At 55.4% G+C, this 11,999-nt stretch carries 13 protein-coding genes and 1 rRNA gene; all 14 read left to right on the forward strand.

The features are described 5' to 3' along the window. Positions 1–21: 21 nt before the first annotated feature. Positions 22–897 (forward strand): Hsp33 family molecular chaperone HslO, encoded by an 876-nt coding sequence (hslO, locus tag O9H85_RS35730; RefSeq protein WP_269886119.1) that lies wholly within the window; start codon positions 22–24, stop codon positions 895–897. A 69-nt stretch (positions 898–966) separates the two neighbouring features. Further along, on the forward strand, positions 967–1,905 hold the full coding sequence (locus tag O9H85_RS35735) for a peptidyl-prolyl cis-trans isomerase (protein WP_269886120.1): 939 nt from the start codon (positions 967–969) through the stop codon (positions 1,903–1,905). A 108-nt stretch (positions 1,906–2,013) separates the two neighbouring features. Further along, entirely contained in the window at positions 2,014–2,952 is a 939-nt protein-coding gene (gene cysK, locus O9H85_RS35740; RefSeq protein WP_269886121.1) for a cysteine synthase A, read from the forward strand. Between the two features lie 292 nt (positions 2,953–3,244). Next, positions 3,245–4,813 (forward strand): anthranilate synthase component I family protein, encoded by a 1,569-nt coding sequence (locus O9H85_RS35745; protein ID WP_269886122.1) that lies wholly within the window; start codon positions 3,245–3,247, stop codon positions 4,811–4,813. Then, on the forward strand, positions 4,810–5,391 hold the full coding sequence (gene pabA / locus O9H85_RS35750; RefSeq protein ID WP_269886123.1) for an aminodeoxychorismate/anthranilate synthase component II: 582 nt from the start codon (positions 4,810–4,812) through the stop codon (positions 5,389–5,391). The genes O9H85_RS35745 and pabA overlap by 4 nt, the downstream gene beginning before the upstream one ends. After that, positions 5,388–6,266 (forward strand): aminodeoxychorismate lyase, encoded by an 879-nt coding sequence (pabC, locus tag O9H85_RS35755; protein WP_269886124.1) that lies wholly within the window; start codon positions 5,388–5,390, stop codon positions 6,264–6,266. The genes pabA and pabC overlap by 4 nt, the downstream gene beginning before the upstream one ends. Positions 6,267–6,346: 80 nt before the next feature. Then, positions 6,347–7,111: a dihydropteroate synthase gene (gene folP / locus O9H85_RS35760; RefSeq protein ID WP_409348260.1), complete on the forward strand. Its 765-nt coding sequence runs from the start codon at positions 6,347–6,349 to the stop codon at positions 7,109–7,111. 27 nt (positions 7,112–7,138) lie between these two features. Then, entirely contained in the window at positions 7,139–7,510 is a 372-nt protein-coding gene (folB, locus tag O9H85_RS35765; protein WP_269886127.1) for a dihydroneopterin aldolase, read from the forward strand. 11 nt (positions 7,511–7,521) lie between these two features. Then, positions 7,522–8,019 carry a 2-amino-4-hydroxy-6-hydroxymethyldihydropteridine diphosphokinase gene (folK, locus tag O9H85_RS35770; RefSeq protein ID WP_269886133.1) on the forward strand — a complete coding sequence of 166 codons (498 nt, stop codon included), beginning with the start codon at positions 7,522–7,524 and terminating at the stop codon, positions 8,017–8,019. Continuing rightward, entirely contained in the window at positions 7,998–8,234 is a 237-nt protein-coding gene (locus O9H85_RS35775; protein WP_269886128.1) for a helix-turn-helix domain-containing protein, read from the forward strand. Before folK ends, O9H85_RS35775 begins: the two co-directional genes overlap by 22 nt. Before the next feature lie 21 nt (positions 8,235–8,255). Then, complete coding sequence (dusB, locus tag O9H85_RS35780) at positions 8,256–9,284, forward strand: tRNA dihydrouridine synthase DusB (RefSeq protein WP_269886129.1); 1,029 nt, start codon at positions 8,256–8,258, stop codon at positions 9,282–9,284. Positions 9,285–9,502: 218 nt separating this feature from the next. Next, positions 9,503–9,979 carry a transcription elongation factor GreA gene (gene greA / locus O9H85_RS35785; RefSeq protein ID WP_269886130.1) on the forward strand — a complete coding sequence of 159 codons (477 nt, stop codon included), beginning with the start codon at positions 9,503–9,505 and terminating at the stop codon, positions 9,977–9,979. A gap of 80 nt (positions 9,980–10,059) precedes the next feature. Beyond that, the gene (gene lysS, locus O9H85_RS35790) at positions 10,060–11,556 is read left to right on the forward strand and encodes a lysine--tRNA ligase (RefSeq protein WP_269886131.1); all 1,497 of its coding nucleotides are present in this window, start codon (positions 10,060–10,062) and stop codon (positions 11,554–11,556) included. A 335-nt stretch (positions 11,557–11,891) separates the two neighbouring features. Next, positions 11,892–11,999: ribosomal RNA gene (locus O9H85_RS35795) — 16S ribosomal RNA — on the forward strand; the annotation flags it as partial.

Genomic DNA, 11,999 nt, shown 5'->3' on the forward strand with positions numbered 1-11,999 from the left:
CACACAAAAGAGGAGCATATCATGCAGGACTATTTAATTCGCGCCACGGCCTATGACGGGAAAGTGCGCGCTTTTGCCGTAAAAACGAAAGCGATTGTCGAAGAGCTGCGCCGTCGCCACAACACCACGCCTACCGCGACCGCGGCTCTGGGGCGTACGGCAACGGCGGCCCTGATGATGGGCGCCATGCTTAAAGGAGAAGAGAAGCTGACCATTCAGGTCAAAGGCGGCGGACCGATCGGGCAAATCGTCGTGGACGCTAATGCCAAGGGAGAAGTCCGGGGATATGTCGATCATCCGGAAGCCGAGCTCCCGCTTAACGCGATCGGCAAGCTTGATGTTGCTGGCGTTGTAGGCACGGACGGCTTCTTGTATGTCATTAAGGATCTGGGCTTGAGGGAACCGTATCGGGGCAGCGTCCCGATCGTTTCGGGCGAGCTTGGGGAAGATTTTACATATTACTTCGCCAAATCGGAGCAGACGCCTTCCGCCGTAGCCCTTGGGGTGCTGGTGGATGTGGACTATACCGTAAAGACGGCCGGAGGCTTCATTATTCAACTGCTTCCGGGACTGAAGGACGAGGAAATCTCGCATATCGAAACGGAGCTCGGCAAGCTTCCGCCGATTACATCCCTGCTGGATCGCGGAGATACGCTGGAGGCCATCCTGTCCTCGCTGCTGCCGGACGTGAAGGTGCTGGAGCGCAGCGAGGATATCCGGTTCCAATGCAAATGCTCCCGGGACCGCGTGGAGCAGACGCTGATCAGCTTGGGCCGCAGCGAATTGGAGCAGATCCTCGAAGAGGACGGCCAGGCGGAGATCGTATGCCATTTTTGCAATGAAGCTTACCACTTTAGCGGCGACGATCTGAGGAGCATTGCAGCGACGCTCCCTTGAATCCATTAGCTTAACCTAAGGCTGCGGGCCAACCGTGAGCGAAGAGTGATAATACGAGGGGATTAGGACATGCGAAACGTGAAATTGTTATGGGGAGTTATCGGTGTCTTGCTGATCGCCGTTCTCGTCCTGTCCTCCGTATTGACGGCCAATTCCTTTAAGCCATCGCAGGCAAGTCGAATTCCGGATCAAACCAATCAGGCTGACAAACAGAGGGTCATCGCAACGGTCGGGGAGTTATCCATTACGAATCTGAATCTGGAAGAGCAGCTTAAGAAAAAATATGGCCGTGAACTGTTGAACCAAATGATTGATCATGAGGTCATCCGTATGGAGGGCTCTGCCCAAGGAATTACCGTAAACGAGAGTGAACTGAAGCAGGAATTGAAACGGATGCAGCAGGGCTATGATAATGAAGCCCAGTTTTATCAAGCGATGAAAGATCAGCTCGGCTTCACGCCGGAAGCGCTCCGGGCGGATGTCACCGACAAGCTGCTCATCGAGAAGCTTGCGACCAAAAACATCCGCATCGGCGACGATGCCGTTGACGCCTATATCCGCACCCATCCGGAGGAGTTCCGTTCCGGTGTACAGCTGCGCCTGCAGCAAATCGTAGTGAGCGGGAAAGATCAGGCGGCTAAGGTGATGGCGGATTTGGCGAAGGGCATGGAATTCGCCCAAGTGGCGAAGGAGCGCTCGCTCGACGATGCCACCCGGGATACCGGCGGAGATTTAGGCTGGGTCGAGGAAGACGATCCGTTTATTGCCGAGCCGATCCTGAAGGCCGCGAAGCAGCTTGGAACCGGAGAAGTATCGAAGCCCTTCGATATCGGAGGCAAGCTCGCGATTATTCGGGTGAAGGACCGGAAGGAGCGGGGCAAGGAAGCTCAAGACGCCATCCGTGAGAAGGTGCGTAAGGAGCTTGCGCTTCAGGAGGCGCCGCCGATTAAAGAGGTTCTGGGCAAGCTGCGGGATAAATGGAAGGTTCAAATTTTGGAAACATTTTAGGTGGAACGAATCAAATGCTTATTGACAACCGGGACTGGGGTTGTTAATATGAGGTTATAATACCTACCAAAATACTCGGATATTTATCGTTCATGAGGAGGAATTAGGATGGCTAGATTGGTTCAGAGCATTACGCAGTTAATTGGGGATACACCGCTTGTGAAGTTGAACCGCGTTGTTCCGGAAGGCAGTGCGGAAGTGTATGTAAAGCTCGAGTACCAGAACCCGGGCGCCAGCGTAAAGGACCGGATTGCCATCAGCATGGTAGAAGTTGCGGAACAAGAAGGCAAGTTGAAGCCGGGCGACACCATCATCGAGCCGACCAGCGGAAACACCGGTATCGGACTTGCGATGGTAGCGGCCGCTAAAGGATATAAAGCGATTCTGGTTATGCCGGAGACCATGTCCATGGAACGCCGCAATCTGCTGCGCGCCTACGGCGCCCAGCTCGTGCTGACGCCGGGTGCGGAAGGCATGAAAGGCGCGATCCGACGCGCGGAAGAGCTGATAGCGGAGAATCCGGCCTACTTCATGCCGCAGCAGTTCGAGAACCAGGCGAATGTGAAGATTCACCGCGAAACGACCGGTCCGGAAATCGTGGAAGCGATCAACGCGCATGACGGCAAGCTGGATGCGTTCATCGCAGGAATCGGTACGGGGGGCACCATCACCGGTGCCGGCAGCGTGCTGAAGGAAAACTTCCCGAACGTTAAGGTTTACGCGGTAGAGCCGGCCGCATCTCCGGTGCTTTCCGGCGGCAAGCCGGGGCCCCATAAAATCCAAGGGATCGGCGCTGGCTTTGTGCCGGGCATTCTGGATACCCATGTATATGACGAGATCATTACCGTGGAGAACGAAGATGCATTCGAAACGTCCCGCCGCGTGGCGAAGGAAGAAGGGATTCTTGGCGGGATTTCTTCCGGCGCCGCCATCTATGCAGCGCTGAAAGTAGCCAAAGAACTCGGTGCCGGCAAGCGCGTCGTTGCCGTCCTTCCAAGCAACGGCGAACGCTACCTGTCCACGCCGTTGTATCAATTCGAAGATTAGGTTCGGCACCGCTCCGGTTAGGGCCCCTCAACGTTGTTGGGGGGCCTTTCTTCGGTTGATAAGAATTTATAAGTTTTTCGCGGGCTTATAGCTTCGCATCAACCTTGATAAACGCGCTGGTCCTTGTAAGACAAGGACGGCGTAGCCGTTATCCTGGGGTGAGGCCGTTCGATCCGGATCGGCCATTGGCTTATGGATTCGATCCCGGTTTGCCACTTGTGCTCCCTAAAGGGTTGAAGTATACTAATCCCATTCAATGGATTGTTACGTGAATGTTTGGGAGGTGCGGGGCATGGTTATTACATCTTATGGGCAATGGCTGGAATGGTCCCAAACCTATTCCGCGCTTCCTTATGTGGAGAGCTTCCCACTGTCCGAAGACGAGTCGCGGGTAATGAGCTGGGAAGCGGCTTGGACGCAAGCGTCGCCCGGCTCCTTCGTGCTCGAAAGCGGCAAGGGCGGGCGGTACAGCTTCCTCGGGCTGCGGCCCATATCCGCCATTCGGGGCACAGTGAAGGACGCGGAGGTGTCCTGCGCGGACGGACGGAAGGAAGCTTGGCAGGGCGCGCCGCTGGAGCTCGTGAAACGATGGATGGATCCGTTCAGGGCACCCCGAGTGGATGGTACGCCGAAATTTGTCGGAGGCTGCGTCGGATTCTGGGGCTATGACGTCGTTCGCTCGATCGAGAAGCTTCCGGTCTTGGCTAAGGACGACCTGCCCGTCCCGGACTATGCCTTCGTTCAGGTTGGCGAGCTGTGGATCGTCGACCACGAAGAGAGCAAGCTATATTGCGCTGTACATGTCTTCTTGTCCGGGGAAGCGGAGAAGACGGAGGAGCAGCTTCAAGAACGATATACGGAAGCGCAGCGTCAGATTGCCCACATGAAGCGGGTATGGGATCTCATCCATCTCGAAGGGTTCAGTGAGAACAGCCGGTCGGCGCGCGCGGACAAGCGTTCGAGAATGGCCAGGGACGTGCTGCAGATTGATGTTGATGCAATTGCCGGGATTACGCCCGATTTCCCGAGAGAGGACTATATTCGAGCGGTGGAGCGGATTCAAGCGTACATTTCCGCCGGCGATGTATTCCAAGTGAATTTGTCGGTTCGGCAGCATAAGCCGCTTCGGAATTCCCCCGAAGCCATCTACGAATGGCTGCGGCAGGTGAATCCCTCCCCTTATATGGGGCTGCTGCGCTTTGATGATTTCCAGCTTGTCTCCGGCTCCCCCGAGCTCTTGGTTCAGCTGGAAGGCAATAAGGTGCGTACCCGTCCGATTGCCGGCACCCGTCCGAGAGGCGACAGCCCGGAGGAGGACCGGCTTCTATCCGAAGAGCTGCTGCTGAATGATAAGGAACGCGCCGAGCATATCATGCTGGTGGATCTGGAGCGCAACGACCTGGGGCGTATCTCGGAATACGGCAGTGTACGGGTGAAGGATCTCATGGTGATCGAACGGTATTCGCATGTGATGCATATCGTTTCAGAGGTGGAAGGCAAGCTGGCGCCGGGCAAAGACGCTTACGACGTAATCGCCGCGACCTTCCCGGGAGGGACCATCACCGGAGCGCCGAAGATCCGTACGATGGAAATTATCGAAGAGCTGGAGCCGGTGCGCCGCGGACCCTATACGGGCTCGATCGGCTGGATTGACTATAACGGCAATATGGAATTTAATATAATCATTAGAACGCTTCTGATGTCGGACGGGATCGGCTATGTCCAGGCCGGAGCGGGCATCGTGATCGATTCGGTTCCGGAGAAGGAATACACGGAGTCGATCAATAAGGCGAAAGCCATGTGGAAGGCCATTCAATACAGCGAGCAGAGCAGCTGCGCCGCGGGAGGGAACAAGCGATGATTCTGGTCATAGACAATTACGATTCGTTTACTTACAACCTAGTGCAGTATCTGGGAGAGCTGGGCGAGAAGATTGAGGTCCGCCGCAACGACGAGATCGATATTGCGGGCATTGAAGCGCTGAAGCCGGATCACATTCTGATCTCGCCGGGACCGTGCACGCCGAATGAGGCAGGCATCAGTCTTTCGCTTATCGACCGCTTCAAAGGGAAGATTCCGATTCTGGGCGTCTGCCTAGGCCATCAGTCCATCGGACAAGCGTTTGGCGGAGAGGTCATCCGGGCGGAACGGTTGATGCACGGCAAGACCTCCGAGATCCATCACGATGGCAAGGGCGTGTTCAAGGGGCTGCCTTCGCCCTTTACCGCAACCCGTTATCACTCGTTGATCGTGAAGAAAGAAACGCTGCCGGACTGTCTGGAGATCAGCGCGGAAACAGCGGAAGGCGAAATCATGGGCCTTCGCCACAAAGAATACCCGATCGAAGGGGTGCAGTTCCATCCGGAATCGATCATCACGGACCACGGGCATCGCATGCTGCAGAACTTTCTGAACGAAACGGCTGCGCACCGGTCATGAACATCTATTTGAACGGATCGATAATCGAAGAACAGCAGGCCGTGGTCTCCGTATACGACCACGGTTTTCTTTATGGGATGGGCTTGTTCGAGACGTTCCGTACTTATGGGGGCAAGGCTTTCCTGCTCGACCGGCATTTAGAACGGCTCGCCGAAGGCTGCAGGGAGCTTGCCATCCGTTACTCTCCGGACGAGGAAGAGCTTCGCGGCGTCATCGAATCACTGCTGCAGTCGAACGGCCTTGCGGATGCCTACTTCCGCTTGACGGTTACGGCCGGGGCCGATATGCTCGGACTTCCCTCCGGGGATTACGAGCATCCTCAAATCGTGATCTACGTCAAGCCTCTTCCGGCGCCTCAGCGGGGGCTGGAGCGGGAGGGCAAGCCCCTTCAGCTGTTGGAGCTCCGCCGCAATACGCCGGAAGGCGGGCTTCGGCTGAAGTCGCTACATTATATGAACAACATTTTGGCCAAGAGGGAAATGCGGCGCTACCCCTCAAGTGCACTCGGGGCCGAAGGGCTTTTTCTCAGCAGGGAAGGATATCTGGCGGAAGGCATTGTAAGCAACCTGTTCTTCCTGAGGGGGAATGGTCTATATACTCCTTCTCTGGAGACGGGGATCCTTCCCGGCATCACGCGCAGGTATGTCATGGAGCTGGCGGCGGAAGCCGGCTTGACGGTGGAAGAGGGTCTTTACCGCTGGTCCGATCTGGAGCAGGCGGATGAGGTGTTTATGACCAATTCCATTCAGGAAATCGTACACGCCAGCCGGCTGATGGATACGCAAGGCGGGGTCCGGAATGTCGGCTCCGGAATGGCCGGATTAAAGACGGCCGAGCTGCTGAGCCGATACCGGCGAGCGGCCGGACGGAATTAAAAGAGGCGGTGACAGATACAATGCATGGGCAGCATAGAACAGAGACGGACGTTCTCCCGGGGGGAGACCGTACCCTTATCATGGGAATACTGAATGTGACTCCGGATTCCTTCTCCGACGGCGGCCGCTACATCGATCCGGAGCTGGCCGTAGCGCGGGCGCAGGAGATGATCGCGGAAGGCGCCGATCTTATTGATGTCGGCGGGGAATCCACCCGGCCGGGGTTTGAGCCCGTTACGGAGGAAGAGGAGCTGCGGCGGGTCATCCCGGTGATCCGGGTATTGAAGTCGGCGGGAATCGATGCGCCGATTTCCATCGATACGTATAAGGCGGAAGTGGCCAGGCAGGCGCTGGAAGCGGGGGCCGCTATTTTGAACGATATCTGGGGGCTGCAGAAGGATCCGCAAATGGCTCAGGTCGCAGCCGAAACCGGCACCCCGATCGTGCTGATGCATAATCGGACGGAGGCGGTGTATGCTAACTTCATTCAAGACGTGGTGGACGATCTTCGCGATACCGTGGACCGTGCTTTGCGGGCCGGCATCCGGGAAGAGCAAATCATTCTCGATCCCGGTATCGGTTTTGCCAAATCGTACGAACAAAATTTACAGCTCATGAACCATCTGAACCTCCTGGTGGAGCTGGGATATCCGGTGCTGCTCGGCACTTCGCGCAAGAGGATGATCCGTACGGCCCTGCAGCTGCCTCCGGATGACGTGGTGGAGGGAACGGCCGCCACGGTAGCTCTCGGCATCGCCCAAGGCTGCCGCATTATGCGGGTGCACGACGTGAAGGCGATGAAGCGGGTAGCGGTCATGACCGATGCGATCGTACGGCAGCGCTAAGCTTTAACTCAAGGGAGGGTAACCGGTATGGATAAAATGAGCCTGAAGCAGATGCAGTTCTTCGCCAATCACGGTGTATACCCGGAAGAGAACCGGCTCGGGCAGCGGTATATCGTCGATGTCGACATGTACATGCCCCTGGACAAGCCGGGGCGCTCCGACGCCCTCGAGGATACCGTCAATTATGCCGAAGTGTACGAAGTGATCAAGGCGTGCGTCGAGAAAAAAACGTTCAAGCTGATTGAAGCGCTTGCCGAGGATATTGCATCCGAGGTGCTGCGAACTTATACTAGTATAAATGAAATGACCGTTCGCGTCGTGAAGCCCCATCCTCCGGTAGCGATTTTTTTTGACGGCGTATCGGTGGAAATTCACAGAAAGCGGGCGGCTGCTTCATGAAGGAAGATGATGTGCGGCAGATCGCGTACGTCGGCCTGGGCTCCAACCTGGGAGACCGTGAGCGGTATTTGGACGAAGCCGTGATGCTGCTCGAGCAGCATCACGGGGTTCGCGTAACCGGAAAGTCGAGTATATACGAGACGGACCCGGTCGGCTTTGTGGATCAGGGTCCGTTTTTGAATCGGGTCATCGAAGTGGAAACCGCTCTTTCTCCGGAGGCTTTATTCGAAGTGATGCTGGCCGCCGAGCAGTCGCTCGGCAGAAAGCGGGAGGTCCGCTGGGGCCCGCGCACGATCGACCTTGACATGCTGCTGTTCGATGAACGGGAGCAAGACCGTCCGGACTTGATTTTGCCTCATCCGCGCATGCTGGAGAGAGCCTTCGTGCTCGTGCCTCTGATTGAGGTCATGAGCGGACGGCAGCCGGGAAAGGCAGAAGCGCTTAAACGACAGCTAGACCGGGCGGAAGGAAAGGAAGGCGTTACATTATGGAAAAGAACAACGCTCTAGCGCTGCGAATCCGCGCTTTTCGCAAGCTCAAGGGCTACACCCAGAACGAACTGGCTGAGAAATTGGACGTGTCCATCGCCGTACTCGGCTCCATTGAACGGGGTACGCGCAAAGCCGATCCGAAAATCATCCGTAAAATATCCGAGGTGCTCGGCATTGAGCCGGGCGAATTGTCCCAGCCGCCGGCCGCCGGCGGCAGACCTTACCACTATTAAGAGAGAGGAGGCCTAGTTGTTATGTTAAAAATCGGAAATGTCACGGCGCCCAATAACGTCGTGCTTGCTCCCATGGCCGGGGTCTGCAATCCCGCCTTCCGGCTGATCGCCAAGGAGTTCGGCTGCGGACTGGTCTGCGCCGAGATGGTCAGCGACAAAGCGATACTGCACGGAAACCACCGGACGATGGAGATGCTGTACGTGGATGAACGGGAAAAGCCGCTCAGCCTGCAGATTTTCGGAGGCGACACCGAGACGCTCGTCGAAGCCGCGAAGCATGTGGATCAGCATACCAATGCGGATATTATCGACATCAACATGGGTTGTCCCGTACCCAAGATTACGAAATGCGATGCGGGAGCGCGCTGGCTGCTGGATCCCGGCAAGATCGAGCAAATGGTCACCGAGGTCGTCAAAGCCGTCAGCAAGCCGGTAACGGTCAAGATGCGGATCGGCTGGGATGACGAACATGTGTACGCCGTACAAAATGCGAAGGCGGTAGAGAACGGCGGGGGCTCCGCCGTATCCGTCCATGGCCGCACCCGGGTGCAAATGTACACCGGTCACGCCAACTGGGACATCATCAAGGAAGTGAAGGATTCGGTTTCCATTCCGGTGATCGGCAACGGCGACGTCTTCACCCCGGAGGATGCTAAGCGGATGCTCGATCAGACCGGCGTCGACGGCGTCATGATCGGCCGCGCAGCGCTGGGCAACCCTTGGATGCTTTACCGGACGATCCAGTACCTGACGCAGGGAGAACTGCCGCCGGATCCGAAGCCGCAGGAGAAAATCCGCATCGCCATTTTGCACATGGACCGGCTTGTCGCCCTGAAAGGGGAGCATGTCGCGGTGAAGGAGATGCGCAAGCATTTGGCCTGGTATTTGAAGGGTTTGCAAGGGGCCGCACGCGTGAAAGACAGCATCATGGAGCAAACGAAGCGGGATGAAATGGTCCGTCTGTTGAATGAATATGTGGAATCGTTCGCCGACCAGCCGGTTCCGTACTTGATGACGGAGCAGGATGCGTCCTTGGTCACCATCCATTAGTGTGAAGGAACCATCTCGGAGCGGGTGAAATGGATATGGGCCGCCCGATTTGGGTTACATTGACATTTGTGTAGGCTTGAAATATAATCAGGCAATAGCAATTCTGCGGCACCCATGGCATCAAGTATCTGCGCGTTCATATATTAAATTATCTGTGAATTCATAATCGATACGGCTCGAAATATGAAAATCTTTCACACGACGGGAGAAGTGTAGTCATGAGCGAAAAAGAGGTCATTCTCACGCAGGAAGGTTTGAAGAAGCTCGAAGAGGAGCTTGAACATTTGAAATCGGTTAAACGCCGTGAAGTCGCCGAACGGATCAAGGTGGCTATCGGCTATGGCGATATTAGCGAGAATTCCGAGTATGAGGATGCCAAGAACGAACAGGCCTTTATTGAGGGACGGATCATTACCCTGGAAAAAATGCTCCGCAACGCCCGCATCATCAATAATGACGAGGTGGACACCGATACGGTCAGCGTCGGTTCGATCGTCACGCTGAAAGACCTGGAATTCGGGGACATCGTGGAATACTCGATCGTCGGCACGGCGGAATCGGATCCTTTTCAGAATAAAATATCGAATGAAAGCCCTGTCGGCAAATCCATTCTCGGCAAGCGCAAAGGGGCTACGGTGGACGTTAACGTTCCTGCGGGCACGATCCAATATGAGATCATTGACATTAAGAAGTAACCGGAAAAGCTTCCTGTCGGAAGCTTTTTTGTCTATACTAGAGGATAAGCTTATTTATTGAATCAAGGAGCTGGGACCAGATGACTGTGGAATTGGAATTAAACGAGCTGCTGCAAATCCGCCGCGGCAAGCTAGATGAACTTCGCGCCCTGGGGGTCGACCCCTTCGGTCAGAAGTATGAGCGTACGCATCACGCCGCTGATATTACGAAAGCGTATGAGGACAAAACCAAGGAAGAGCTCGACGAGCTGTCTGTCGAGGTCAGCATTGCAGGACGGATTATGCAGAAGCGGGAAATGGGCAAGGCCGGCTTCGCCCACCTGCAGGACATTACGGGCAAAATTCAAATCTACGTGCGTGCGGACGCCGTCGGCGATACGAAATACAAAGCTTATGATTTGCTCGATATCGGCGATTTAATCGGCATCCGGGGTACGGTCTTCAAGACGAAAACCGGGGAGCTGTCGGTTAAAGCCCAATCGGTCGAGGTGCTCTCCAAGTCGCTGCTGCCTCTGCCGGAGAAGTATCACGGCCTGAAGGACGTAGAGCTTCGCTACCGCCAGCGCTACGTCGATCTGATTATGAATCAGGACGTGCAGCAGACCTTTATTTTGCGTTCCAAAATCATTCAATCGATGCGCCGCTACCTCGATTCCAGAGGCTATCTGGAAGTGGAGACGCCTACGCTGCATGCGATTGCAGGGGGCGCGGCCGCGCGGCCGTTTATCACGCATCATAATGCGCTGGACATGCAGCTTTACATGCGGATCGCGATCGAGCTGCATTTGAAGCGCCTGATTGTCGGCGGGATGGAGAAGGTATACGAGATCGGCCGGGTATACCGGAACGAGGGCATTTCCACGCGACATAATCCGGAGTTTACGATGATCGAGCTGTATGAAGCGTACGCGGATTACAAGGATATTATGAAGCTCACGGAAGAAATGATCGCGCATATCGCCTCCGAGGTTCTCGGAACAACGATGATTACGTACCAAGGGCAAGAAATCGACCTGAAGCCTGAGTGGCGCCGGGTATCGATGGTGGATGCCATTAAAGAAGTTGTCGGCGTTGATTTCAGCGTGCAAATGAGCGATGAAGAAGCGCACCGTCTGGCGAAGGAGCATAAGGTGCCGGTTGAGCCGATGCATACGTTCGGTCATATCGTGAACGCGTTCTTCGAGCATTTCGTAGAAGAGACGCTCATTCAGCCTACGTTTATTACGGGACATCCGGTTGCGATTTCGCCGCTCGCGAAGAAAAGCGATGCCGATCCGCGCTTTACGGACCGCTTCGAGCTGTTTATCGTGGCGCGCGAGCATGCCAATGCGTTTACCGAGCTGAACGATCCGATCGATCAACGGGAACGTTTTGCGGCGCAGCTCGTGGAGCGGGAGCAAGGCAACGACGAGGCTCACGAGATGGACGAAGACTTTGTCCGCGCACTGGAGTATGGCATGCCGCCTACCGGCGGACTTGGCATCGGCATCGACCGTCTGGTCATGCTGCTCACCAATGCGCCGTCCATCCGCGACGTGCTGCTGTTCCCGTTGATGCGGGAGCGTCAAGGCGAGTAAGATATAACTATAGCGCCGCTGTCTATTGGACCGCGGCGTTTTTCTTTTTTACTAATGTAAAAATATGGCTCTTGCAAATGTATTGCGGATTTGATATATTACTATTTGTCGCTTCTGAGGCGGACGAAATAAATGAATGAAGCTGAAAAAATAAAGCTTGCATTCACCGCTCCAAATGTGATATATTAATAAAGTCGCTTTTGACGAATAACGTCGAAACGACGAGGAAATTGCTCTTTGAAAACTGAACAACGAGTGAGTGCAATAAGAGAATGAAAATTCTCGTCAGCATTAAGATTTGAGCTTAATCAGCTCTGTTCGATAAAGTTTTACCTTTATTGGAGAGTTTGATCCTGGCTCAGGACGAACGCTGGCGGCGTGCCTAATACATGCAAGTCGAGCGGACCCTTCGGGGTTAGCGGCGGACGGGTGAGTAACACGTA

Source organism: Paenibacillus gyeongsangnamensis (assembly GCF_027533625.1).
Classification (GTDB): Bacteria; Bacillota; Bacilli; order Paenibacillales; family NBRC-103111; genus Paenibacillus_G; species Paenibacillus_G gyeongsangnamensis.